25 protein-coding genes and 1 other RNA gene are annotated in these 24,112 nt (G+C 42.2%); 18 read left to right on the top strand and 8 right to left on the bottom strand.

Features of this window, described 5'->3' with window-relative positions; translation table 11 throughout:
* Positions 1–96: 96 nt before the first annotated feature.
* Together B3763_RS14560 and B3763_RS14565 are read right to left on the bottom strand one after the other, a co-directional pair.
* A complete protein-coding gene (locus B3763_RS14560) occupies positions 97–726 on the bottom strand; it encodes a response regulator (RefSeq protein WP_189630695.1) in 630 nt (209 codons plus the stop codon).
* Positions 719–2,512, bottom strand: coding sequence for a sensor histidine kinase (locus tag B3763_RS14565; RefSeq protein WP_189630694.1), 1,794 nt, complete (start codon positions 2,510–2,512; stop codon positions 719–721). The genes B3763_RS14560 and B3763_RS14565 overlap by 8 nt, the downstream gene beginning before the upstream one ends.
* Positions 2,513–2,891: 379 nt before the next feature.
* On the opposite strand from B3763_RS14565, the gene ffs reads away from it, so the two are divergent.
* The 5 genes from ffs (at position 2,892) to B3763_RS14590 (ending at position 6,673) form a co-directional block, all read left to right on the top strand.
* Positions 2,892–2,979, top strand: an RNA gene (gene ffs / locus B3763_RS14570) — signal recognition particle sRNA small type.
* Between the two features lie 52 nt (positions 2,980–3,031).
* Positions 3,032–3,823, top strand: a complete 792-nt coding sequence (locus tag B3763_RS14575) for an MIP/aquaporin family protein (protein WP_189630693.1) — start codon at positions 3,032–3,034, stop codon at positions 3,821–3,823.
* 9 nt (positions 3,824–3,832) lie between these two features.
* Entirely contained in the window at positions 3,833–4,939 is a 1,107-nt protein-coding gene (locus B3763_RS14580; protein ID WP_286747476.1) for a mandelate racemase/muconate lactonizing enzyme family protein, read from the top strand.
* A gap of 78 nt (positions 4,940–5,017) precedes the next feature.
* Entirely contained in the window at positions 5,018–6,412 is a 1,395-nt protein-coding gene (locus tag B3763_RS14585) for a DUF7477 domain-containing protein (protein WP_286747477.1), read from the top strand.
* A 132-nt stretch (positions 6,413–6,544) separates the two neighbouring features.
* Positions 6,545–6,673 carry a hypothetical protein gene (locus B3763_RS14590; protein WP_262891754.1) on the top strand — a complete coding sequence of 43 codons (129 nt, stop codon included), beginning with the start codon at positions 6,545–6,547 and terminating at the stop codon, positions 6,671–6,673.
* A 57-nt stretch (positions 6,674–6,730) separates the two neighbouring features.
* Here B3763_RS14590 and B3763_RS14595 read toward each other — a convergent pair whose 3' ends face one another.
* A complete protein-coding gene (locus tag B3763_RS14595; protein ID WP_286747478.1) occupies positions 6,731–7,069 on the bottom strand; it encodes a single-stranded DNA-binding protein in 339 nt (112 codons plus the stop codon).
* Positions 7,070–7,249: 180 nt separating this feature from the next.
* On the opposite strand from B3763_RS14595, the gene B3763_RS14600 reads away from it, so the two are divergent.
* Complete coding sequence (locus B3763_RS14600; protein ID WP_189630689.1) at positions 7,250–7,612, top strand: hypothetical protein; 363 nt, start codon at positions 7,250–7,252, stop codon at positions 7,610–7,612.
* A gap of 39 nt (positions 7,613–7,651) precedes the next feature.
* Here B3763_RS14600 and B3763_RS14605 read toward each other — a convergent pair whose 3' ends face one another.
* The gene (locus B3763_RS14605; protein WP_286747479.1) at positions 7,652–8,581 is read right to left on the bottom strand and encodes a hypothetical protein; all 930 of its coding nucleotides are present in this window, start codon (positions 8,579–8,581) and stop codon (positions 7,652–7,654) included.
* A 179-nt stretch (positions 8,582–8,760) separates the two neighbouring features.
* Here B3763_RS14605 and fsa point away from each other — a divergent pair, with 179 nt between their 5' ends.
* The 3 genes from fsa to B3763_RS14620 are packed head-to-tail and all read left to right on the top strand — an operon-like array spanning position 8,761 to position 10,372.
* Positions 8,761–9,417, top strand: a complete 657-nt coding sequence (gene fsa / locus B3763_RS14610) for a fructose-6-phosphate aldolase (RefSeq protein WP_189630687.1) — start codon at positions 8,761–8,763, stop codon at positions 9,415–9,417.
* 52 nt (positions 9,418–9,469) lie between these two features.
* A complete protein-coding gene (locus B3763_RS14615) occupies positions 9,470–9,673 on the top strand; it encodes a fructose-6-phosphate aldolase (RefSeq protein WP_189630825.1) in 204 nt (67 codons plus the stop codon).
* Positions 9,674–10,372 carry a cell division ATP-binding protein FtsE gene (locus tag B3763_RS14620; RefSeq protein WP_189630686.1) on the top strand — a complete coding sequence of 233 codons (699 nt, stop codon included), beginning with the start codon at positions 9,674–9,676 and terminating at the stop codon, positions 10,370–10,372.
* A 1-nt stretch (position 10,373) separates the two neighbouring features.
* Here B3763_RS14620 and B3763_RS14625 read toward each other — a convergent pair whose 3' ends face one another.
* The 4 genes from B3763_RS14625 to B3763_RS14640 all read right to left on the bottom strand — a co-directional run bounded on the left by B3763_RS14625 (position 10,374) and on the right by B3763_RS14640 (position 13,787).
* Positions 10,374–10,922 carry a hypothetical protein gene (locus tag B3763_RS14625; protein WP_189630685.1) on the bottom strand — a complete coding sequence of 183 codons (549 nt, stop codon included), beginning with the start codon at positions 10,920–10,922 and terminating at the stop codon, positions 10,374–10,376.
* Positions 10,912–11,475, bottom strand: a complete 564-nt coding sequence (locus B3763_RS14630; RefSeq protein WP_189630684.1) for an RNA polymerase sigma factor — start codon at positions 11,473–11,475, stop codon at positions 10,912–10,914. Before B3763_RS14630 ends, B3763_RS14625 begins: the two co-directional genes overlap by 11 nt.
* Positions 11,476–11,656: 181 nt before the next feature.
* Positions 11,657–12,352 carry a tetratricopeptide repeat protein gene (locus tag B3763_RS14635; protein WP_189630683.1) on the bottom strand — a complete coding sequence of 232 codons (696 nt, stop codon included), beginning with the start codon at positions 12,350–12,352 and terminating at the stop codon, positions 11,657–11,659.
* A gap of 10 nt (positions 12,353–12,362) precedes the next feature.
* The gene (locus tag B3763_RS14640; protein WP_286747480.1) at positions 12,363–13,787 is read right to left on the bottom strand and encodes a CCA tRNA nucleotidyltransferase; all 1,425 of its coding nucleotides are present in this window, start codon (positions 13,785–13,787) and stop codon (positions 12,363–12,365) included.
* A gap of 157 nt (positions 13,788–13,944) precedes the next feature.
* Here B3763_RS14640 and B3763_RS14645 point away from each other — a divergent pair, with 157 nt between their 5' ends.
* From B3763_RS14645 to B3763_RS14685, 9 genes are all read left to right on the top strand, one after another.
* Positions 13,945–15,558 carry a CTP synthase gene (locus B3763_RS14645; protein WP_189630681.1) on the top strand — a complete coding sequence of 538 codons (1,614 nt, stop codon included), beginning with the start codon at positions 13,945–13,947 and terminating at the stop codon, positions 15,556–15,558.
* Positions 15,559–15,569: 11 nt separating this feature from the next.
* A complete protein-coding gene (yidC, locus tag B3763_RS14650; protein WP_286747481.1) occupies positions 15,570–17,399 on the top strand; it encodes a membrane protein insertase YidC in 1,830 nt (609 codons plus the stop codon).
* A gap of 532 nt (positions 17,400–17,931) precedes the next feature.
* On the top strand, positions 17,932–18,612 hold the full coding sequence (locus B3763_RS14655; protein ID WP_189630679.1) for a metal-dependent hydrolase: 681 nt from the start codon (positions 17,932–17,934) through the stop codon (positions 18,610–18,612).
* 6 nt (positions 18,613–18,618) lie between these two features.
* The gene (locus B3763_RS14660) at positions 18,619–19,386 is read left to right on the top strand and encodes a ParA family protein (RefSeq protein ID WP_189630678.1); all 768 of its coding nucleotides are present in this window, start codon (positions 18,619–18,621) and stop codon (positions 19,384–19,386) included.
* A 9-nt stretch (positions 19,387–19,395) separates the two neighbouring features.
* Positions 19,396–20,304 (top strand): ParB/RepB/Spo0J family partition protein, encoded by a 909-nt coding sequence (locus tag B3763_RS14665; protein WP_286747482.1) that lies wholly within the window; start codon positions 19,396–19,398, stop codon positions 20,302–20,304.
* Entirely contained in the window at positions 20,304–20,882 is a 579-nt protein-coding gene (locus B3763_RS14670; RefSeq protein ID WP_286747483.1) for a DUF5683 domain-containing protein, read from the top strand. Before B3763_RS14665 ends, B3763_RS14670 begins: the two co-directional genes overlap by 1 nt.
* Positions 20,879–21,604 carry a 4-hydroxy-tetrahydrodipicolinate reductase gene (dapB, locus tag B3763_RS14675; RefSeq protein WP_286747484.1) on the top strand — a complete coding sequence of 242 codons (726 nt, stop codon included), beginning with the start codon at positions 20,879–20,881 and terminating at the stop codon, positions 21,602–21,604. Before B3763_RS14670 ends, dapB begins: the two co-directional genes overlap by 4 nt.
* Before the next feature lie 294 nt (positions 21,605–21,898).
* A complete protein-coding gene (locus B3763_RS14680; RefSeq protein ID WP_286747485.1) occupies positions 21,899–22,906 on the top strand; it encodes a 6-bladed beta-propeller in 1,008 nt (335 codons plus the stop codon).
* A gap of 3 nt (positions 22,907–22,909) precedes the next feature.
* A complete protein-coding gene (locus tag B3763_RS14685; RefSeq protein ID WP_286747486.1) occupies positions 22,910–24,013 on the top strand; it encodes a 6-bladed beta-propeller in 1,104 nt (367 codons plus the stop codon).
* Positions 24,014–24,112 lie beyond the last annotated feature (99 nt).

Consider the following 24,112-nt stretch of genomic DNA (forward strand, 5'->3'; position numbering starts at 1 on the left):
AAAACAGCCCTTTTTGAGAGCTTAAGGCCTGTTTTTCCGGCATGACGTTCTTTTCGTACATCGAACTCAGGTTAAAAAACTAATATTAACGGGAGACTAAAGGAGATTTTTCTCGAAGGCAAATCTTACCAAGCCGGCTAAGTTTTTTACACCTAGTTTATTGATAATATTTTTTCGGTGTGTATCTACCGTGTAGGCACTAATGGATAGTTTTTCGGCTATTTCATTGGTAGTATGTTCAAGGGCTATAAGCTTCACTATCTCAACCTCTCTTCGGGTAAGCTGCACTTCGTCTATAGCTGCCTGCGTTTTTTCAAGACTCTCCACCAACGAGTCGGTTACAGCTTGCGTGTAATATCGCCTGCCTTCATGAATCTCGCTAATAGCAAAAATCAAATCTTTCTTGCCTGCATTTTTAAGCACACATCCTTGTACTCCTTCTTCAATAAGTTGCTTGGTAAACTGGGGATTGTTGTGCATGGTTAGAATTAACGTTTTAATCTCGCGCCCCTGTTGTTTTAAAGCTCTAACCAGTTCAATACCATCCATTTCCGGCATGTTGATATCTAATAGCAGTACATCGGGCCACAAGGTTTCCAGCTTGCGCAAGGCTTCTTTGCCATTGAGAGCACTGCCAATGATGGCTATTTCATCAACTTCTGAAAAAATAGATGAAATCCCATCAATGACTACCTGATGATCGTCTACTACAAAAATCTTAATCATTTATAATTGGAATGTCTATTGAAATACTTGTACCCGCTCCTTTGCCTGAGTCTATATGAAAATTGCCGTTTAACTTATTCACTCTGGCCTTAAGGTTGCTTAACCCTATTCCTCCTCCCTTAATGCCTTCGTTTGGATTAAAGCCTTTTCCATCGTCCTCAACTATAAGGTTTACGCTGTCTTCATTACGAATGAGCTGAATGGTGGCCTCTTTGGCCTCAGAGTGTTTCAGTATGTTGCTGATTAGTTCCTGTACAATGCGGTAGAGCTGCAATTCCTGCTCACCATTTAAAGCGTTATCCAGATTGTGCTGAATAAGATGAAGCTTAATTTCACCAGATTCGTTAATTCGATCGGCCAGATCTTTCAAAGCCGGCACCAGCCCAAACTTGGCCAACACGCCAGAAAGTAGGTTGTGAGATATATTTCTCACTTCACCGGCTGCCAAGTCTAATAACTCACTGGCGGTCAGAAACTTTTTCTTCTCCGGATTATCTTGTGGCAGCTTTTCTTCCACAGCACTAAAATGAAGCTTCACCATAGATAATATACCTCCCAATCGATCGTGCAAGTCTATGGCTACGCGCTTTCTCTCCTGCTCTTGCCCTTCTAAGATCCCTTGAAGTGAAGCTATCTCCTGCTGCTGCAAAAGTTCATCGATTCGCTGCTTATTCAGTTCCTCATTTTTAGCAGCAATTGCCTTTATATTCTTACGCTTCTGGTCAATGATATATAGCCAAATGGAAAAAATGATAACCACCGCAATGGATATTATAAGTACTATTCTTTTATTCCTTTCTTGTTGAAGTGCTCTAAAACGTTGTTGCTCAGCTTCAAGTTCTGCCGAAGCTGTTTCATACTGAGCCCTGTACTCCAATACTCTATCTTCATAATTGCTGGAATAAATTTCTATTAAAAGCGAATCTGACAGATTCCAATAATAGAGTGCACTATCTGTGTTATTAAGATATTGATGAACAAATGCTAAATCTTTACTCGCGTTTCTAGCCACTTCCGTTAAGGGAATATCTAAGCTTTTAACATGAGAAAACAATAGGAAGTGTTTGGCACTATCTAAATAAGGCCTATGATTCTTCTGGTCCAGTTTAAAATGCTGGAGATAAGTACTTCCTAAAAAGTAAGTATGACTAATGGCATTTGACTTTTCTCCTACCCTTTCATACAATTCAATGGCCTCTTTTCTATACACAGATGATTTGATAAATTCTTTACGTGCATAATAATTTCCGGCCAAATTAGTGGCTGTATAAGCAAGCATTAGATAGTTATCCGGGGCATTTCTCATGTAATACTCTTGAGCCATGGTAAACATTTTAAATGCAGAGTCTAAATACAGAACCGCTTGAACAGTATCGTAGGTTGGATGTGATTCATCTAAAGCATTAAACCCAAACTGATGGTAAACCACACCTAAACCTAAATCGGCTCGTACAACAAAACTCTCGTTTCCCCATTTGCGGGCTGTCTCTTTCGCCTTTACATACTCATCAATAGCCAAATCCAGCTTTCTAATCCGATAATAAACAGAGGCCATGACAAAATATGCTCTGGTCATAAATTCATAGTTCTCCTCCATTTCTGCCGCCAGGGCAACTTGATTAGAAAGTAAAAGAGCTGAATCATATTTTGCCCCTATACTGTAGTCGTCCGCCTCTTTGATTAACCTGGTCCATTCTTGTTCCTGTTCTGTTTGGCCTAATAGAACAGCCGGCAAAAAGGCTAGACCTACTAAACACTTTAAAACTCTCGAAACCGATTTTATCATTCGCTATTAATTAGGTGCCGCTTCCTGGTGGAGGTGTAGACCCAGATTCCTCCGAGTTGTCATCCGGCTGCGGATCAGTCGGTGGATCCTCCGGATCGGGAGTTCTATTTAAATAAATTTTACCAAGACTTCTATAAAATCTTTCATCTGAAATGTTGAGTTGGTGTTTCATATGCACGCTGTTTAATTAGAAAAAAATAAACCCGGAGATAAACAATCATCAGGTAATTGTATCTGTATTGACGTATCGTGCATGGTCAGAACACAAACAAAGCTTTCTTTAGGCACGAAAGAAATACCTGAATTTAGGTATTTCTATCAATTTTTACTTCACCGTTTTCCCTTTCGTAAATTCTTAATACCTTTGCCCCCCAATGGCAGAGGGATGCGACCAGCTCCTGCTGAACTCCCCCAGGCTGGGAACAGAGCAAGGGTAGGCGGTTGTAGCGGTGCGACATCCTGATGCCTTTTTTTATTCCCTTCATTATCGTATTATCACGATAAACTTTTCAACTTCACATGTCTGTTTATCTGGCTGAATTTATCGGCACTACTATACTTCTCTATTTTGGGAATAGTGTGAATGCCGCCACTTCTCTGAATAAATCATACGCCCAGGGCTCCGGTTGGGTTATCACCACCTTAGGATGGGGGCTAGCCGTAACTTTTGGCATTTATGCTGTGGGCAATATTAGTGGGGCCCACATTAATCCGGCAGTCACAACTTCACTGGCCATGGCCGGTGAAATTGAGTGGCAAATTGTGCCGGGTTATATCATATCTCAATTACTAGGTGGAATTTTTGGAGCTACGCTAGCCTGGCTACAGTATTTACCACACTGGAGAAAAACGGAAGACCAAGCCACCAAACTGGGAGTTTTTTGTACTGCCGGAGCCATAGACCAAAAAAGTGCCAACCTCATCAGTGAAATGCTAGGCACCATGATTCTAATTGTCGGACTTATGATGATTGGCGCCAATAAATTTACCGAAGGCCTAAACCCCTTGGTGGTGGGCGGACTCATTGCTCTCATTGGAATGGCCCAAGGCGGAAGTACAGGCTATGCCATTAACCCGGCCAGAGACTTTGGCCCCCGGCTGGCTCATTTCATTCTACCCATTAAAGGCAAGGGATCCTCTAACTGGTCCTACGCCTGGATCCCCGTTTTAGGACCGTTTATAGGAGGTGGTGCCGGTGCAGCTCTTTACTATCTCATCTTTAAGGGAGTAACCAGCAGCTTGGGCTGGGCTGCCATTGGGCTTATGATCACGGCCATTATCGTTGCCATTATTGAGGAATCGAGGAAGTAAAAAAAGCTCATGAAAATAAAAAAGATAGAATTCTTTAAGGCTCACATCCCCTTAAAAAAAACATTTGCCACCTCGCTGGGCAAAAGAGATACTACCACCAGCATATTCGTTAGAGTCACCAACCAAAAGGGTCTTTGTGGTTGGGGAGAGTGTAGTCCATTTCCTCCGATTGTTGGCGAAACACCCGAAACCTGTTTTATAGTCGGAAAAATGTTGGCCGAAAAACTCCTCAATGAGGACCCGAGAGAGGTGGGCTATGTATCAAAACTCATGGATCGAATAATTTTTGGACACACGGGCATAAAATCGGCTATCGACATTGCCTGCCACGATTTATGGGCTAAAAGTTGTGACGAGCCACTCTATCTCACAATGGGCGGACGGATCGAAAAAACTATCAGAACAGACTTTACCATAAGCCTGGATTCTGTAGAGACCATGACCAACGATGCTCTTGAAAAGGTACAAGAGGGTTTTAAAACTCTAAAAATCAAGTTGGGAGATGATGCTTCCAAAGACATCAAACGTATTAAATCCATTCGTCAGGCGGTTGGCAATTCTATAGACCTAAGGGTGGACGCTAACCAAGGCTGGACTCAAAAAGAGGCGATAAGGTGTCTGAATGAAATGGCCAGTCTGAATATTCAGTACTGCGAAGAACCAATAAATAAGAGGCGTTATTACCAACTTAAGAAAGTAATTAATAACAGTCCTGTTAAAATAATGGCCGATGAGTCTCTCATGGACCATGTAGACGCCAGGAAGCTGGTAAAAGGTGGTTATTGCGATTACTTCAATATTAAGCTCGGCAAATCGAGTGGATTGTATAAGGCACGAAAAATACTTAAGGTAGCTGAACGCTACGGCATTCTTTGTCAGATTGGTGGTTTTGTAGAAAGTCGCCTACTCTTTACTGCCAATACTCACCTGGCTCATCTCTCCGACCTGGTCCGTTTCTATGACTTAGACAGCCCTCTTTTTCATCAATTCGACCCAATTGTAGGCGGAATGGAGTATCAGAAAAACTGGGATATACGAATACCCGGCCAACCGGGATTGGGTCTGGAGGTATCGGCCGACTTTTTAAAGGAGTGCGAATCGCTTACGGTAGAGTAAAGACTTTTTCCTATATTTAGAGGAGACTGCCTCTAACCGATTCAGAATAATCTTCCTAACCGCAAACCATTCTGAACCATGAAAAAAGTATTACTCTTCCTTCTACTCTTTATCTCGTTGTCTTTACCTGCTCAGAACCTGGAAACTAAGTTTGTATGCACATACGGTGAAGGCGGAACACCCGATTTGCTATGCATGCAAATGCAACGGTCGTTCTCCAGCGGAGAGGATGCTAACGAAGCAACCAAAAAAATTCTCAGAGTACTTGGCCTGGCTCCGAACTTCATTATGGTACCCTGCCCTAATATTGCCAATTGTGCCGCAGTTACCCTCAATGACGGATTTCGCTACATTGTTTATGACAGGGAGTTTATGCAAAAAATATCGAATGCCGCCAGTAATGACTGGACATCAATTAGCATTCTGGCACATGAGATTGGGCATCACTTACAGGGACACACCCTAAGAAGAACCGGCAATGAGGAATCTCGAAAAATGGAGTTAGAAGCCGATCGTTTCAGTGGGTTTGTTTTGCAGAAACTAGGTGCAAAACTTACAGATGCCCAGGCAGCCATGAACGCCATTGGCCACCCTGAAGACGACTCTTACTCAAGTCATCCGGCCAAATTCAAACGACTCAATGCCATTAAAGAAGGATGGAATGACGCAGCCGGAATAACAAATACTCCCACCACTACCACTCCGGAAACAACGACTAAAATCGAAGTTTCTAAACTTGATGTGGAAATATCTGATGCCACTTCGCTCAACTTTCATGATGTAATCCAGTCAGACAATTTTCCGATGCTCGGAGATTCGTGGAATGCCGGCTATAATTACAAAGCTGCTGTATACGATTACAATCACTGGTATGTATTCATGCAAAAAGATTTTGGTGCATGGCAGGCATATAGGCGAAGAGACAATTTTCCTAAAGACGAAATCAAAGAGTTGTGGAATAAAAATAATTCGATAATCACCAGTCTCGACTACTACAATGACGAATGGAGTCTGGTAATGACTTCCTTCGACAATAAATTCATCAAACAACGCTGGTCCACTAACGGGCAGTTTCCAGAAGAGAAAATAGAAGAATCCTGGAAAGAGGGTTACTACATTACTGAGGCGGCTTATGGGAACGGGCTGTGGGCCATAGTTTTTAACAAAACCAACAATTACGAAAAGTTCACCAATCAGTACTATGGTCGGTATGATGAGTTTCCCAAAGAAAAAATTAAGGAGTATTGGGATAAGAACTGGTTCATTACTACACTGAAGTATTTAGACGGTAAGTGGTTATTGGTAATGACCGAATATGCTGACCGAAATGCCTCCAACTACATGCAGCGCTGGAATAAAACGACCGAGTTCCCAATGGATAAACTCTTGAAAAATGACAACGAGGGTTTGAAACTTCAAAGTGTTACCTACGGTGATGGGTTTTGGGTAACCGTTATGGAGAGATGGCGATAACGACAACCGGATACCCCTTTCATCATATTATCCCATTATGGGAATTATTCTCTTTATGAGCCTGTATGTTATCGAAAAACGACCCATACACGCTCTAAACGCAATGGCCTCTGATTTGCAACCTTGTTTGGCATGGAAAAGACTATGCAAACAAATACTCAGAAAAAGACAAGCGCAGCCAACAAAGCCTTCATGATCATGGTTACAATAATTGGTGTGTTCATTAGCTATCAAACCATTATGGACATTGTAATTAGCTAATCTGATGCAGAGCAACTTCACCAACATCAGATTAGCTTTATCTATAATAACCGAATGCTATTTCTTAGCACCAATCATGAGGAGTTCGTTTAAATTAACCTCCGTAACATACCGCTTTTCGCCAGAACTCGCCTCATAACTTCTGTGAGTAAGCTTGCCCTCAAGCGCCACCTCCTGTCCTTTCGAAAGATATTCCCCTGCTATCTCAGCCACCTTACCCCAGGCCACCACATTGTGCCATTGCGTTTCTTCTACTTTATCGCCACTAGCGTTCCTGTAGGAGTCGGTAGTTGCCACTGAAAAAGTAGCCAGCTTTTTGCCACTGGCCAACACTCTTACTTCAGGATCCTGTCCCAATCTTCCAATTAACTGTACACGGTTTCTTAAATTTTGCATGATTATAAAATTTAGTTTTAACATCTGTTGGTGTCGTATCGGGTTTTCCGATTTGACACTGACAAAGTAAGAGCTGTTCACTCCGAACATTCGGTAATTAAATGGCTGTAAGTGTTTGTAGTCATTTGCAAACGGATAATTGCTGTTTTTCGCTATTTTAGACTATTCAACAAACACACCATGAACGAAAGAAAATGTCTGGAATGCGGTGAAGTGCTCCGTGGTAGGGCGGACAAAAAGTTTTGCGATGATGCCTGTAGAAACGCTTATAACAATAAGCTGAACTCAGATGCCAACAATTACATGCGAAACGTTCACTACTTGCTAAGAAGAAACAGAAGAATTCTGGAAGAACTAAATCCTGAGGGAACCTCAAAAATAGCCCGCTCAAGACTGATAGAAAAGGGGTTTGATTTTGACTATCATACAAGCACTTACACCACCCGCGCAGGAGCCACCTACTATTTCTGCTACGAGTATGGTTACTTACCTCTGGAGGGCGACCAATTGGCCCTTGTAAAGAAAAAGGAGTACATAAACTAAAGAATGCCCTGACCCAGGCTCTGCATAAACCATAACCTCCTATAGCTTAACCCACTGTAAGTTTTTCACCTTGAGAGAAGCCATGGATCTGTAGGGATACACCTTCTTCACCCTATTCCAACTCCAGATACCGGGGGTAAGCCACCATTGTTCGGGCACCCTGTAATTCAACTCTGCAAGCGCACCTAACTTTCTCAAACCCACACCACTTAAACCATTACCATTACCGGCTTCGAGCATCAACACGGCATCGGTTGCTTTATGATGTGCTACCGATATAAAAGTATGTCCGTGCTTCCATTGGCTTTTCCATCCGTGCACCACAGACCAGGGCAAAGGACGATCTTCGTTAGATTGCCTTACGGCCATTCCGGACTCCACACAGGCCGTGACCGGTGAAAAATAGTCTTCTGCCGATGGTTGAGTCATTTGACGATGGTTCCTTTCGCTCCAGCAAAAGTCGGGAAAGCTCTTGCGCCAGGCCTGTACCAAAAGAGCCTCTATAAAACCAGCACTGTGAGGCGGCTGCCCGGCATAGGCCTTGCCTATTTCTTTTTTCTCTTTCTTTGAACTATGAGCGAAATATTCCTCGTCAGTGAATTTTTCAAGTTCTTCTAGCAGCACCGATTCTTCTACAGCCCCTTCCCACTCCGTAGCAGAGCGATGTTGAGTGATGGATGTAAGTGTACGGGTAATTCGCTCTGTTATTCCCAAGTTCTCTGAACTAACCAACGGTTGCTCCTCCCTGTCCGGGTTAACAATGGCATAGTGCTCATCTTGCCAGCGCGAACAAACCCATACCTCTCCAAAATCGAGGGTCTGAACTTTCAAATAGTCCGTCTCTGGCGAAGGAAAGTTGTTCTTAATTTCTTTTATGGCATAATGTCCTTTGTCTAAGTAACCTATGGCTACCGAATTTGGATGAGGTTCCAGGAACCCTTTTATTGACCTTTTTAGCCATACAATCATAAAAACTAACGTGTGTTATTCGCAAAATTAACAGAAAATAAATAATTCATCATAAAGAAAGCCAAAACTATATCTTCGGAAAAAACAATTTGTGAATGCCTAAAATGCATGCTTTTACACTGTCTGTCGGTATAAAAAAAACACTAGCTTTGTATATCTTTCAAGCTAAAAAAACAAACATGAAGTTCTTTATTGACACCGCTAATCTGAATGAAATTCAAGAAGCCTATGACCTTGGTGTTTTGGATGGTGTAACCACCAATCCTTCACTTATGGCCAAGGAAGGCATTGCCGGAGAAGCCAATGTAAAGGCCCACTATAAAGCCATTTGCGACATTGTAGATGATAACGTAAGTGCCGAGGTAATTGCTACTGACTTTGATGGAATGATTAAAGAAGGTAAAGAACTTGCCAAGATTGACGACAAGATTGTGGTTAAAATTCCGATGATTAAGGATGGAGTTAAGGCCATTAAATATTTTACAGCAGAGGGTATACGAACCAATTGCACCCTGGTGTTTTCGGCCGGTCAGGCTTTGCTGGCAGCCAAAGCAGGGGCATCATACGTATCTCCATTTATTGGAAGGCTTGACGATATCAGCTATGACGGACTTCAGTTGATTGAACAAATTGTAGGCATTTATGACAATTACGGTTACATGACCGAAGTTTTGGCAGCCTCTATCAGACACACCATGCACCTTATTCAATGTGCCGAGATTGGTGCCGATGTAGCCACCTGCCCACTGAAGGTTATTACCAGCTTGTTGAACCATCCGCTTACTGATAAGGGACTGGCTCAGTTTTTAGCAGATCATGCCAAGGCCAATGGGTAAAACAATAGTTAAAGCTCCGGGTTATTCAAATACTCCGGAGCTAACATCAGAAATGTACATCATCAAAGTAAAAGGCAAGGCCAAAATTCCTGACTACATTCAGTTGAGAGACGAAAACTTTGTATTGATAGCCTACTTTAGAGCCGATCGTCCGCTGAAAAATCTGGACAAGTATGGACTAGAAGGCAAAGAGGTGGCGTTAAGAAAATTGATTACTGAATTGCCTTTTGGCAAACTTCAAAAACTAGAAATCTAAATGACATTTTCGGGAGAGCCAATAGTGCGCATAGTAGATGCGAGCATTTTTCAGGAAGACACTACTGTTTTAAACAACATAAACCTTAAAATAGACAAAGGTGAATTCGTTTATCTGGTTGGCCGCACAGGAAGCGGAAAAAGCTCTCTCCTCAAAACTTTGTATTGCGACCTCCCCTTACACATGGGCAGCATTCGGATTGCCGGATTCGACATTGAGAACATCAAACGAAACCAAATTCCATTACTAAGAAGAAAGCTGGGTATCATCTTTCAAGACTTTCAACTCCTGCCCGACCGTAACGTGGCCGAAAACATATATTTTGTGATGCGTGCCACCGGCTGGACAGACAAGGCAAAAATGAAAAGCCGCCTGGCCGAAGTATTAATGCGTGTAGGCCTTGGCTCTGTATCGAGCAAAATGCCTCACCAGCTCTCCGGAGGCGAGCAACAACGAGTGGTTATTGCACGAGCACTTGTAAACGAACCATCGCTGCTTATTGCCGATGAGCCTACGGGCAACCTTGACCCGGAAGTATCTGAAGGGATTTTTAAGACGTTTTTGGAAATTAACAAAAGCGGAACCGCCATTTTAATGGCAACCCACGACTTTAAGCTGATAGAAAACTACCCGAAACGCACGCTGAAGTGTGAAAAAGGCTTTGTAATTGACTCTGCCAATCCGGTAGAAAAAGCCTAGCTCAAAGGGAGTTTACCTCCATCTCTTTCTTCATTTCTTCAGGCAGTTGCTCCTGTTCAATAATTTCTAACTGACTATCTATTACATGGAGCTTTTGCCTTAATAAATGAACCAGCCGCTCCAACACCTGTTCAGAGGGTTGACTCTCCAGAAACAGTTCTCTCAGGTCAGAATAAATCTCATCCAACTCCTTCATCTCAACCTGTAAATCGAAACTAGACTCTCCTTTCACTTCAGAAAGTCGCTCTCTCTTGTTGTTAATCAATGAAGTGTAGAAGGTTTCTAACTCCTCAAAATGCTGCACACTGGCCAGTTGCTCTTCCAGAGGTTCGGATTGATTGTATTTGTCGGCCAAAAGAAAGGCTACCACTCCCAACAGGAGAATAACAGCGGCTTTCCACAGCCAAAGGCTCTGAGTTTTATTATCTCTTCTTTGGTCAAAGCCAAGTTCGGCTTCAATCTTCTGCCAGTTTTCAGGCCTTGGTTCGTGAGAATCGAACGACTCGCGGTTATTGCGAATCAACGCTTCCAATTTGTCATTATCCTGCATACTTCAATTCCTCCTTAACTATCTCTTTTAATTTTTTCTTCGACCTGTTGAATTGCGATTTGGAGGTTGACTCTGTAATTCCCAAAATTTGGGCAATTTCTTTGTGGTCGTAGCCCTCAATAAGGTATAAAGTGAGCACTAATCGATACCCCTCCGGCAACCGGTTGATCCCTTCTTTTACGAGTTGAAAATCATAGGTCACATCGGCTTCATCTTCTTTGGTTTCTAACAATGCTTCGGCATCTTCCTTACCCTCCACAGACTCTAAATCGAACCTCCTCTTCTTTACCAGGTTAATCGCATTATTAATTACTATTCTTTTAAGCCAACTACCAAAAGAGGCAGTCCCTCTATAGTTTGCCAGGTTCTTAAAAGCACTTACGAAGGACTCTTGCAACACATCTTCTGCATCCATTTCATTACCAGTTATGCGCAAACTGGTATTGTACATTGCTCTGGAGTACAGCTTGTATAGTTCATAATGAGCCAATCGGTCGCCCTGCAAACAGCGATCGATAATTCCCTGATGAATATTGTGATAACCGGTACTCAATTCTTTAAGGTCGGGCTAAAGACATCAAAGTCTGCCCAGGGTTGCATAAGAAAGATAAGGATATTCGGAGCCGACTCAAAAAATTAGGTGCCCGACAAAAAAAGAAGGCTTCTCAAACCACCACATTGCCATGAATGCCGGTTGTTTGAAAAGCCTGGTTTTAATAAAGTGCTGTTGGTTTTTATCCTTTGTTCAGTTCGGCCAGACTATTTTTGGCGGCCTCAAACTCAGGTGTAATCTCCAATGCTTTGGTAAAGTGGGTTCTGGCAGCTTCTACATTGCCTTGATCTTTGGCAATTAACCCTCTCAAATTTTGAAGAGCTGCAGCAAAGGCAACTTCCTGTACGGAGCCATCTTGTTTAGAGAGACTAATTTTATCACCATCTTTAATTTTGCTCTGCAAAATATTGAGGTTTGCCTTGGCCTCTTCATACCTATCAATCATGTACTGTAAATAAGTTATCTGATACAGAATAGTTGTATTTTCTGTATTCAGCCACATGGCCTCGTATTGTTCAATGGCTTTGTCGTACAGGCGGAGACTTTCGTAGCTCAATGCTGCAATTTCAAGGGCCACCATATTATTTGGGTGCAGTTTCACCATGTCCATAGAAACCATTGCACTTGAAACATACTGCCCATTATTGAAATATAGCTCTGCCAACGACCGAAGCACGGACGTATCTCTGGGGCTAAGAATAGCCATTTCCATTAGAGCCTGACGGGTAAGTACCCCATCGTTGTAGCGCTGCGCTCTATTATATAGCGCAACAGCCTTAGCGTATTCATTAGAAATGTAGGTGCTGTCTTGTGCAAAACTGATTTGGCTGCTCAACGTGAGTACCAGGGCCATCAGCAAAAGTCTGAACTTCATCATTTTATGGTTATTAATTCTTATCGTTTACAACAACTAAGCCTTTTTCCTCACCTAGTTTAAGTAGGAACCTGTAGGCTTCGTCAAATTCATTCTGGATTTCACCTTCCAACACTGCTTCTTTCAACGCCTCTTTGAGTTCACCAACTACGCGGCCCGGTTGAAGGCCAAAAGTACGCATAATGATTTCTCCGGTGATAACGGGTTGAAAGTTACGAATTTTATCCTTCTCCTCCACCTCGCGCATTTTTTGTTCAACCTTATCGAAATTGCTCAAAAAACGCTTCACCTTCAGGTTATTTTTAGAAGTAATATCGGCCCTGCAGAGAGTCATAAGGTCTTCAATATCGTCTCCGGCCTCATAGAGCAATCGCCTTACGGCCGAATCGGTAATTTCCTCTTTCACCAGTGGAATAGGCCTAAGATGTAGCCTCACAAGTTTTTGCACGTAGCGCATGGGCTCCCCCATGGGTAGCTTCATTCTCCTAAAAATGCCCGGCACCATTCTGGCTCCTTTATCTTCGTGGCCATGGAAGGTCCACCCCACCTTTTTGTTGAACCGCTTCGTAGCCGGCTTGGCAATGTCGTGTAATATGGCCGCCCAACGCAACCACAGGTTATCGGTGTTTTGACTTATGTTGTCTAGCACCTGCAGGGTATGATAAAAATTGTCTTTATGCGATTTATCTTCAATGGTTTGCACACCTTGTAGTGCAACCATTTCCGGAAATATCTCTTTTAGCAAACCACTATGAAACAGTAGCTTAAACCCATAAGAAGGCTCTTCGGAAAGAATAATCTTATTGAGCTCAACAATAATTCTTTCTTTAGACACAATGCCAATCCGTTCGTTCATCTGTAAAATACCTTCGAAAGTATCGGCATCAATATCGAATTTCAGCTGAGAGGCAAACCTTATGGCACGCATCATTCTTAGCGGATCGTCTGAAAAGGTTGTTTCAGGAGCCAACGGGGTTTTAATAAGCTTTTCCTTTAAGTCGTTTTGCCCGTCAAACGGATCGACCAGCTCACCATATCTGGATTCATTAAGACAAATGGCCATGGCATTGATGGTGAAATCTCTGCGGTTCTGATCGTCTTGCAAGGTGCCGTTTTCAACTACTGGTTTACGTGAGTTTCTCTGGTAAGATTCTTTTCTGGCACCCACAAACTCCAATTCCCAGTCAGACTGTTTAATGCTGGCCGTACCAAAGTTCTTGAAAACATTAAAAGGAAGCTTCCCTCCAAGAGCTCTATGCACCTCTTCTGCCAGTTGCACACCACTACCTACACACACAAAGTCTATGTCTTTACTTTCTCTTTTTAACAGAAGGTCTCTTACATAACCTCCTACTACATAGGTTTCCAACCCTAGTTTATCTGCCACCTTGCCAACGGTTTTAAAGATTGGCTCTTGTAGTTTCGAAGAAAGATTCATGAGGTTTAAGCTAAAAGGCTGCAAAGTTAGGGCTTTATTCAGGGCTATTCAAAAAATGGTCCGGGCAGTTCACACAAAGAATAAATTTGTCGGGGCGGTTTCAAATGAAAAGTCTTACCTTTGTGTCCCATAAGTTAATTTCTGTTTATCCAAACTTATGGCATCAGCTAAATACATATTCGTTACCGGTGGGGTAACATCTTCCCTTGGAAAAGGTATTATTGCGGCATCTCTTGGCAACCTATTGCAAGCCAGAGGTTACCGCGTCACCATCCAAAAATTCGACCCATATATTAATGTAGATCCGGGCACACTTAACCCCTATGAACATGGAGAGTGCTTTGTGACAGACGATGGGGCCGAAACGGATCTTGACTTGGGGCACTACGAGCGTTTCTTAAATATTAGAACCTCACAAGACAACAATGTTACAACCGGACGCATCTACTACGATGTTATAACCAAGGAACGAAGGGGCGACTATCTGGGTAAAACTGTGCAGGTAATACCGCACATTACCGATGAAATTAAACGCAACTTTTTTAAACTGGGCGAAACGGGCAACTACGATATCGTGATTACGGAAATTGGAGGTTGCGTGGGCGATATTGAATCGCTCCCGTTTATTGAAGCTGTACGCCAGGCTCGGTGGGACGTTGGCGAGTCGAACTGCCTGGTCATCCACCTAACGCTTATTCCTTATTTGAGCGCGGCAAAAGAACTTAAAACCAAACCTACTCAGCACTCTGTAAAACAATTGCTTGAGGCAGGAATTCAACCGGATATACTGGTTTGCCGATCAGAAAAACCCCTTCCAAACGACATTCGCAAAAAACTGGCTCTTTTCTGCAACGTTCAGCTCAACTCGGTTATCGAAGCACTTGATGCGGACACTATTTATGATGTGCCTTTGCTCATGAGAAAAGAAAAACTGGATGAGCGAGTGCTTACCAAGTTTAGACTTCCTCACAAAGAGCAACCGGAAGTTGAGGAATGGCGCAGATTCCTTAGTAAGCTTAAAAACCCTACCAATGAGGTAAACATTGGTTTGGTAGGAAAATATGTAGAGCTCCCCGATGCCTATAAGTCTATAGCAGAAGCGTTCATTCATGCTGGCGCCCACTTAGAGTGTAAAGTGAACATTCACTGGATTTCTTCGGAGGGTATTTCTTCCAAATCCGTACATAGAACTTTACGCGACATGGATGGGGTATTGGTAGCTCCGGGTTTTGGAGAACGTGGTATTGAAGGAAAAATTGAAGCCATTCGCTATGTAAGAGAAAATGATATACCGTTCTTTGGCATTTGCCTGGGCATGCAGTGCGCGGTGGTAGAGTTTGCCCGCAATGTATTGGGGCTTGAGGGAGCCGCTTCTTCCGAAATGGACAAAGAGACACCTCATCCGGTAATAGATCTTATGGAAGATCAAAAAAATATTCAGGATTATGGTGGCACCATGCGTTTAGGGGCTTATCCTTGTAAACTCAAAAAAGGAAGCAAGTCTTATGCGGCCTATCAAAGTACAACCATTGAAGAAAGGCACAGACACAGATATGAGTTTAACAACACATACCTGCAAGCTTTTGAAGATGGCGGAATGAAAGCAACGGGTATAAACCCTGACTCTGGGCTTGTTGAAATTATGGAAATTGCCGGCCACCCCTATTTTGTGGGTACTCAATTCCACCCAGAATTAAAAAGTACTGTCATGAATCCGCATCCACTTTTTGTGAGTTTTATTGATGCGATAGTTAAATCGAAGAAAAATTAATTAGTATACATATGGACAGAAATCAGGCCGTTGGCCTTGTCTTAATTGCGGTCTTATTGATTGGTTACTCCCTGGTGTTTAAGCCACCGGTGCAAGAGCAACCGCTTGTAACAACCGATTCTACAACGGTAAGCACTCCGGCAGATATTGCGGTAGAAAAACCCCAGACTGAAGCACCTGATGCCGTAGAGCAAGACTCTGTGCTTAGCTCTCAGTATGGTGTGTTTGCCTCTGCCATGAACGGAGAAAACAACAAGTTTCAGGTTGAAACAGAAAAGGCCAGATACAATTTTAGCACCAAAGGTGGAATCATTGAATCAGTAGAACTGAAAGAGTACCTCAACCATAGAAAAGAGCCGCTCATTCTTTTCGATAGTGAGAGTTCTAGCCTCGATCTGCAAATAGGAACAACCCATGGTATTATTGACCTGACCGATCTGTACTTTGTTCCGGACAGCCAACCCGAACTAGTTCAGGCGGGCGATTCTACCCAAATTGTATTTACAGCCACCTTGGCCGATGGCTCTACTGTACAACAAACCTATACGCTGTTTGGAGATCGTTATGACCTCCATTATAACCTCAAACTGAACGGGCTTCAGAACAAGGTACTTTCCAACGAAATAACCTGGGTTTGGGAAGACAAAATGAAGCGTTTCGAAACCAATTTGGACGATGCACGAAACAAAACCACCGTACGCTACTATACCCTTACAGAAGATTCAGACAATCTGAAAGAGATGTCTAACGAAGCTCAGCAAGAAACCATTGGTGAGGGAATAAAGTGGGCTAGTTTTTCGCAGAAGTTCTTTAATGCGGGTATTATATCTCAAAATGGATTTACCAGTGGCACCTTGTTTAACGCTCCTGTAAATGACACTTCTTATGTGGAGCTCGGGCGTATGGAGCTCAAAATGCCCGTAGACAATCTTTACAATGGAGCTGACTTTACCTATTACTATGGCCCGAACAGTTATAAAGTACTCAAAAGAGTAACAGAAGCTTATGATGACAATGTATACATGGGCTATAAACTGGTTAGCTGGGTAAATAAATATATCATTGTTCAGCTTTTCAGCTTTCTGGAACAACACATCTCCAACTATGGTGTCATCATTATCATCATAGTACTCATTATTAAACTGGCCCTTTTCCCGCTTTCCAGAAAGTCTTACCTCTCGATGGCGAAAATGAAAGTGCTAAAACCTGAGTTGGATGCGCTAAAGGAAAAAACCGGTGGCGACATGCAAAAGATGCAGCAGGAGCAGATGAAGCTTTATCGAGAAATGGGCGTGAACCCAATTAGTGGTTGTGTACCACTGCTTTTGCAAATGCCTTTCTTGTTCGCTATGTTCTTCTTCTTCCCGAATTCCATAGAACTTAGGCAAGAATCATTTCTGTGGGCCACAGACCTTTCTACCTACGATGTGCTCTTTAACCTTGGTTTTACCATACCTTTCTATGGGTCGCATGTTAGTGGGTTCACCTTGCTCATGACCCTTTCTACTCTGGCCATTACCTGGTCCAACAATCAGGTAAGTACTGTGCAGGGGCCTATGAAAAACATTGGTTATATAATGCCGGTAGTATTCATGTTTGTGTTAAACAGCTATTCGGCAGGTCTTAGCTTCTACTACTTTATTTCCAACCTGGTTACTTTCGGTCAGCAAACCATGATTAGAAGGTTTATCGATGAAGATAAAATCAGAGAGCAACTGGAGGAAAACAAGAAAAAGAATGCGACAAAAGGCAAATCTAAGTTTCAGCAAAGACTGGAGAATGCCATGAAGGCAAGCCAGGAAGCTAAGAAACAACAACAGAAAGGCCGAAAGAAGAGATAAAAGTATAAGACGAAGCGTCTCAAAAACGTAAAACTCGCTATTCTCACTTAGCCATTTAAATGGCTTATTTTAGAACGTACTGCTCTACTCGTAAACAGCAGTATTCGCTCTAATCTAAGTTCTTATACAGACAAATAGCTAAAGAATAACGATGGAATGATTTTGAGACGCTCGTTTATTGTACCCATTGGCCTTGCCAAAACACTACGATTGACCATTTCGAAACCCTCTAAACCCCACCCTACCAGCAGCTATTTAATTTCTCTCTTACTTTAAAGTACCTAAAAAACGTTGCCTTGTACTCCCCAAGGTTTCTTGGCCTCATATTTCATAAGCTTATTTCATACCCCTCATTTTAAAGGCCTTATAAAAGGGCTACTCCTTTCACACATAATAAGTCCAAGGCTATCAACACCTTAAAAAGTTATCAACGATCTACCCCTTGATTGTGTGCATAAACTCTGGATTAATCTTTCGCCTATTCTTATATCTTTGTACCCTCTACTTAACAGGAGAAAATTCAGGCCGAAACATGAAATTCACTTACTACGGACATTCGTCTTTTCTAATTGAGACCATGGGTAAGCAATTACTGTTCGACCCATTTATAACACCTAATGAGTTGGCCAAGGGAGTAGATATTAACTCCATAAAGCCCGATTACATTATACTAAGCCATGGTCATGGAGACCATGTAGCGGACGTGGAAGCTATTTACAAGCAAAGCAATGCTACCATTATTTCTACCTTCGAAGTAGTGACCTGGTTTGGCAATAAAGGGCTGGAACGTAACCATCCCATGAACCATGGCGGAGCCAAAACGTTTGACTTTGGCACCCTAAAACTGGTAAATGCTGTACATTCCAGCTCTATGCCAGACGGCAGCTATGGAGGGCACCCGGCCGGAGTAGTTATCCACAACAGTGAAGGCTGCTTCTACTATGCCGGAGACACCGCATTGACCAAAGACATGGAACTCATTGGAGAAGAGTTTAGCCTTGATTTTTCTATAATGCCGGTTGGCGACAATTTTACCATGGGGGTAAAAGATGCAATGAAAGCCTGCGAAATGGTGAAATGCAATAAGCTTATTGGTGTTCATTTCGACACCTTCCCCTATGTGGCCATTGACCATGAACAAGCTATGCAAATAGCCGAGGCCAATGGTGTAACCCTAACACTACCAACAATTGGAGAAACCCTTTCACTCTAAATATACATGGGCAAAATTATAGCCATAGCAAATCAAAAAGGCGGGGTCGGAAAAACCACTTCTGCCATGAACCTGGCCGCAAGTCTTGCCGTGCTGGAATATAAAACACTGGTGATTGATGCCGATCCACAGGCCAACACAACATCTGGCTTGGGGCACAACCCCAGAGAAATTGAAAAGAGCATTTACGAATGCATGGTGGGCAAAGCCGACATCCGTGATTGCATTATAGAAAGCGAAGTTTCCTTTCTACACCTTGTTCCTTCACACATCAATCTGGTGGGAGCAGAAGTAGAAATGGTTAACATTAGCAATCGCGAAGAAAAAATGCGCGAAGTGCTAAGCGAAGTACGCGATGAGTACGACTTTATACTCATAGACTGTGCCCCTTCTCTGGGGCTCATTACCGTCAACGCACTTACAGCTTCAAATTCCGTAATAATCCCCGTTCAGTGCGAGTATTTTGCCTTAGAAGGACTCGGTAAATTGCTCAACACAATTACTATTATACAGAAACGTTTAAATTCAAGCCTCGAAATTGAAGGCATTCTGCTCACCATGTATGACGTACGCCTGCGCCTGAGCAATCAGGTGGTCGAAGAAGTACAAACGCATTTCAAGAACATGGTTTTTGAAACCATTATTCCAAGAAATGTGAAGTTGAGCGAATCGCCTAGTTTCGGTATTCCGGCCATTGTGCACGATGCCGAAAGTAAAGGCTCACTGGCCTACTTAAGTTTGGCTAAAGAAATTGCAGAAAAGAATAAAGTTTAATTTTTGAGCATGGCAGCTAAATCTCCAAAACGTAAGAATGCATTAGGAAGAGGCCTGGGGGCACTTTTGGAGGATTCTACGAACAACACCGTTTCATCAGACATTGCCTCTTCTGCAGGTGGTAGTCTCAATGAAATTCCGTTAGACCAAATACAGGTAAACCCATATCAGCCTCGTACCCACTTTGACAGAACCGCTCTGGAAGAGCTGGCAGAAAGTATAAAAGTACAGGGGATTATACAGCCAATTACTGTTCGCAAGCTAAGCGATAAAGAATATCAGCTGATCTCAGGAGAACGCAGGTTTCAGGCTTCTAAAATAGCCGGACTGGAAAATATTCCTGCCTACATTCGTACGGCCGATGACCAACAAATGTTGGAAATGGCCCTTATTGAGAACATTCAGCGAGAAAATCTAAACGCCATTGAAATAGCCCTGAGCTACCAGCGACTGCTCGATGAATGCAACCTCAAACAAGAAGAGCTGGGAGACCGGGTAGGCAAAAACAGAACAACTGTTAACAACTATTTGCGATTACTCAGGCTGCCTCCCGACATTCAAGCCGGTATCAGAGACCAGAAAATATCGATGGGTCATGCCAGAGCTATCATTAATGTTGAAGACGTGGCCAAGCAGCTCTATATTTACAACAAGACCGTAGAAGAAGGACTTTCTGTTAGAAAAGTAGAGCAGCTGGTACGTGATTTGATGTCCAAAAGCGTTGACGACCCCAAACCTGAAAAGAAAGGCAGTAACCATCATAAAAACTATGAGGTGCAGCAAATTCAAACCAAGCTGTCTTCACACTTCGGCACACGGGTAAGTCTCAAAGCAGACGGTCAGTTTAGAGGAGAAATAAAAATTCCATTTCTTTCTACCGAAGACCTGAACCGCATTTTGGAAATCATTAGTCTATAATGCACCTAAAATCTGTTTACGCTATCGCTTTGCTTATTCTGGTGCTGAGTGCTCAAGCTCAGCAACAAAGTGGAGCTATTAAGAATGGCGTAACGTATGGCGATACGGTAAAAATCAAGAAAACAGAAGGCAAGTACTACAATCCAAAAGTGGCAGCCAGAAGATCGGCCATGATTCCCGGCTGGGGGCAAATTTATAATGACAGCTGGTGGAAGGTGCCCATACTATACGGAGGTTTCGGCACCGCCATATACTTCATCTATTTTAATGATGACCGATATCATTTTTTTAAAACAGAACTAGCCATTGAGCGGGCTAAAGACCCGCAAGATCAGAATGCCAATCGCATACGAGTTTTTAGCCGAAATGCTGATGCATGGCGCAGAAACCGTGATTTGGTGGTACTCACTATGGTTGGCATATACGGGCTTCAGATTATAGATGCCACCGTAGATGCTCACCTAAAAGGATTCAATGTAGACGATAACCTTTCGCTCAATTTGAAACCCAAGTTTGGAGTGATCAATGACGGAACTCCTTTTATTGGAATGAAGCTTACTTTACCCATAGGCAAATGAATATTTTACTTTTAGGTTATGGCAAAATGGGCCAACTCATAGATGAACTGGCCACCGCCCAAGGCCACCATGTGGTTGAACGAATTCATGTAGACAACCGTGAATTACTCGAAACACTGGATCCCAAAACCGTTGATGTAGCCATTGAGTTTAGCCAGCCTGAAGCAGCCGTTGAGAACATTAAATGGTGTCTTCAAAGACAAATTCCGGTAGCCGTGGGCACTACCGGCTGGCTTGATCAAAAACCGGAGATTGATGCCTATTGCTCGCAACACAAGGGCACTTACCTATTTGCCTCTAACTACAGCATTGGAGTAAATATATTTTTCAGACTCAATGAATACCTGGCCCAGTTAATGGCCTCGCAGGCTTATGAAGTAAGTACCAAAGAAATTCATCATACCTCTAAAAAAGATGCTCCGAGCGGCACCTCCATTACACTGGCAGAAGGCATACTGAAACACCTTACCCAAAAGAAGAAATGGGTGAATCATTCCACTAACCAGCCCAATGAACTGGCCATAGTTTCTGAGCGTATAGACCCCGCTCCGGGAACACACGAAATTACCTACACCTCTCCGGTTGATACCATTGAAATAAAACATACGGCTCATTCCCGAGAGGGCTTTGCCAGAGGAGCCATTGCCGTGGCCGAATGGCTCAAAGATCAGAAAGGTATAAAAACCATGAATGAGTTTTTGGAGAGCAAGTTCCAGGCTTAGTTACAAACACCACTTTAACTACCGAACAGACACAAGTCACTTCTATTAATTACCATATTATTTTGCACTACTTGCTTTAAAGCCCGATCTTTTATTTGCTTTTACAGAACAGTCTATTTGGAATAGGCGAGGATAAAATGAATGTTTCTTTCTCGATCTGTACGGCAAGGGTTATTGGTGAGGGCACAAATATAGAAATTAACCTCTTTCAGCTTAAGTGAGTACGTTAAACTTCTTACGTACACAAGCAACAGAACCATATAAAATATTCACACTAAATGAAACTAACCAAACATGAAATTCTTTATTGGAGTCATCGGGTTCCTTCTCTCTAATTCCCTCTACAGTTTTCAAGAAATCATTAAGGTAGAAGTCAATGAATTAAAGACCTTAAACCTCTCTCAAATAGCTACAAGCCTCGAACCTATCATTCTGGAAGTTCCTCCCAAAATGGAGGATCGGTTTTTCACCAATATAGCCTTAAATGAAGATTACATTTTCGCTCTTACACTTAGTGAGAATATGCCGGCTAACTCCAGACTACTGCAGTTTAAAAGAAGCGGAAAATTTGTTCGGGAAATTGGCGAAATGACTGAAGGTTGGAACTCACTATTCTTCGATAGCAAGAATCAAATTATAGGCGTTAATAACGGCCAAAAAATCTTTCAATATAATTATCAAGGCAAGCTTTTTGGAGAAGTTAAAGCTATTGGCAGAGACCAAATAGTTCACAGGGGTAGACACTACGCTGTCTCAATTAACTTCCCGGCTTTAGGAGAACCTATTGACTATAATCTTGTACAAACCAATGAAGCTGGTGAAGAAGAGAAACTACTAATTGAATTCCAAGACAATTCAACAGTCACGGTTGGGCAACACATGCGTTTCTCAAAACACGGGGCTGATTTATTATTGTGGAATAATATTGACCATACATTCATTCTGATTAAAGACGGCTACACTCAGGTTAAGTACAGGTTGAAATTGGACAAAGGCTTAAAAACGAGAGCTAACTCTATGATTATTGGCGATTGGCTAATACTTCCTTCGCAAAGAACTAAGCAAAATATCATCAAACTAATTAATCTAAAATCAGGTGAGTCGTTTGAGACCTTAGACCGTTACGATATTGGAATTATTGATGATATGGCCAATAATGGCTTTGTTAAACTCCATGAAACCGCAATCTATGGCGATATCGAGAATAAAATCTTCTTCCTTAAAAATGCTTCTGACATTGAGAACATCAAAAATGATTACCCCCCTGGATTTAAGGTGTTATTAATCGCTACACTCAAATAAAACATGAATTCTATATACCGCACAATAGGCTCTCTTGTATTTATCAGTCTGCTTTTATCTTGCTCTCCTTCAAAAAAAGATAACAACCTTGCTTTCATTGATATACCTGTTGAAGCGGCAAAAGAAATTAAACTCTCAACCGTAGCAATGGAAGTTGACTCCATTGCCTTAGAGACTCTTGAGAACAACCTTATTAGCCGAGTTATAAATGTAGTACACAACGATGGGTCACTCTTTGTCGGAGACATTAACGCACTTTTTAAGTTCACCTGGGAGGGAAAGTTCATTAAACAAATAGGAAGTATAGGACAAGGGCCTGGCGAATACCTTAACGTCTCAGATATTGCCTTAGATAAAGAAAAAGGGTATATCTATTTAGCCTCTAACCTAAGTCAGAAAATAGTATGTTACGACACTGATGGCAACTTTATAAGAGAGACAAAAGTTATTGGTTTAAACGGAGTAAAGTTACTTGCAGGGTCTTTGTATTGTATTTTCACACAACACAGAGGTTCAGCTACCGATAAAACTAAATGGTTTAATGATGCCTACCTTATCAAATTTAATCAGGATTTCATAGCAACAGATACAGTACTCATCAAGTCTGTAAAGGCCAATAAGGGTACCGCATCTATTTCCGATTGGACGGGAGACCGGATAATTTCTGAAGTCAATGGTGAAATTTATGTTTACATGAATGAAGTTATGAAGGAGCCCTTTGTAAGAGATACACTATTTAAGGTGAAAGATGGTGAAAAGACCGCCTCATTAAAGCTGAATTTTGGCATTACAAACCCCATGGAAGAGCATCTTTTTGTGAAGAGTATTCTCAGAACAGAGAACCATCTCCTAATAGACTTTAGCGTAGAATCATACTCGGGTATATCAGTAGTCGAATTGACAGGAAAGAAAGTTAACATAGCCAAAGGCTTTTTCCTAGATGACGTCTGGAATACCGGGTTTGCCCGGCTCATGCCTTGGAATTTAGCTAATGAAGAGTTTTATTTTATGAAAGAATCAATGGAGCTCGCTGCTGTCTTTGATGACATTAAAGGAGAAGAAAACCCCATTCTTTTTATTGTGAAATTAAAAACTGGATTTTTGTGAAATTGTGATCACTAGCAACTTTACATCACGTAATCTAGATTCTACCATTCTTGGTATATCTAATTATAGGATTACTTACTTAAGTCGCAAGAAGTATAT

It is taken from the genome of Roseivirga sp. UBA1976 (assembly GCF_002336325.1).
GTDB classification, from domain to species: domain Bacteria; phylum Bacteroidota; class Bacteroidia; order Cytophagales; family Cyclobacteriaceae; genus Roseivirga; species Roseivirga thermotolerans.

Coding starts and splice junctions, on each gene's coding strand:
- B3763_RS14560 (WP_189630695.1), bottom strand. CDS start 726: ATGATTAAGATTTTTGTAGTAGACGATCATCAGGTAGTCATTGATGGG.
- B3763_RS14565 (WP_189630694.1), bottom strand. CDS start 2,512: ATGATAAAATCGGTTTCGAGAGTTTTAAAGTGTTTAGTAGGTCTAGCC.
- B3763_RS14575 (WP_189630693.1), top strand. CDS start 3,032: ATGTCTGTTTATCTGGCTGAATTTATCGGCACTACTATACTTCTCTAT.
- B3763_RS14580 (WP_286747476.1), top strand. CDS start 3,833: ATGAAAATAAAAAAGATAGAATTCTTTAAGGCTCACATCCCCTTAAAA.
- B3763_RS14585 (WP_286747477.1), top strand. CDS start 5,018: ATGAAAAAAGTATTACTCTTCCTTCTACTCTTTATCTCGTTGTCTTTA.
- B3763_RS14590 (WP_262891754.1), top strand. CDS start 6,545: ATGGAAAAGACTATGCAAACAAATACTCAGAAAAAGACAAGCGCAGCC.
- B3763_RS14595 (WP_286747478.1), bottom strand. CDS start 7,069: ATGCAAAATTTAAGAAACCGTGTACAGTTAATTGGAAGATTGGGACAG.
- B3763_RS14600 (WP_189630689.1), top strand. CDS start 7,250: ATGAACGAAAGAAAATGTCTGGAATGCGGTGAAGTGCTCCGTGGTAGG.
- B3763_RS14605 (WP_286747479.1), bottom strand. CDS start 8,581: ATGATTGTATGGCTAAAAAGGTCAATAAAAGGGTTCCTGGAACCTCAT.
- fsa (WP_189630687.1), top strand. CDS start 8,761: ATGAAGTTCTTTATTGACACCGCTAATCTGAATGAAATTCAAGAAGCC.
- B3763_RS14615 (WP_189630825.1), top strand. CDS start 9,470: ATGTACATCATCAAAGTAAAAGGCAAGGCCAAAATTCCTGACTACATT.
- B3763_RS14620 (WP_189630686.1), top strand. CDS start 9,674: ATGACATTTTCGGGAGAGCCAATAGTGCGCATAGTAGATGCGAGCATT.
- B3763_RS14625 (WP_189630685.1), bottom strand. CDS start 10,922: ATGCAGGATAATGACAAATTGGAAGCGTTGATTCGCAATAACCGCGAG.
- B3763_RS14635 (WP_189630683.1), bottom strand. CDS start 12,352: ATGATGAAGTTCAGACTTTTGCTGATGGCCCTGGTACTCACGTTGAGC.
- B3763_RS14640 (WP_286747480.1), bottom strand. CDS start 13,787: ATGAATCTTTCTTCGAAACTACAAGAGCCAATCTTTAAAACCGTTGGC.
- B3763_RS14645 (WP_189630681.1), top strand. CDS start 13,945: ATGGCATCAGCTAAATACATATTCGTTACCGGTGGGGTAACATCTTCC.
- yidC (WP_286747481.1), top strand. CDS start 15,570: ATGGACAGAAATCAGGCCGTTGGCCTTGTCTTAATTGCGGTCTTATTG.
- B3763_RS14655 (WP_189630679.1), top strand. CDS start 17,932: ATGAAATTCACTTACTACGGACATTCGTCTTTTCTAATTGAGACCATG.
- B3763_RS14660 (WP_189630678.1), top strand. CDS start 18,619: ATGGGCAAAATTATAGCCATAGCAAATCAAAAAGGCGGGGTCGGAAAA.
- B3763_RS14665 (WP_286747482.1), top strand. CDS start 19,396: ATGGCAGCTAAATCTCCAAAACGTAAGAATGCATTAGGAAGAGGCCTG.
- B3763_RS14670 (WP_286747483.1), top strand. CDS start 20,304: ATGCACCTAAAATCTGTTTACGCTATCGCTTTGCTTATTCTGGTGCTG.
- dapB (WP_286747484.1), top strand. CDS start 20,879: ATGAATATTTTACTTTTAGGTTATGGCAAAATGGGCCAACTCATAGAT.
- B3763_RS14680 (WP_286747485.1), top strand. CDS start 21,899: ATGAAATTCTTTATTGGAGTCATCGGGTTCCTTCTCTCTAATTCCCTC.
- B3763_RS14685 (WP_286747486.1), top strand. CDS start 22,910: ATGAATTCTATATACCGCACAATAGGCTCTCTTGTATTTATCAGTCTG.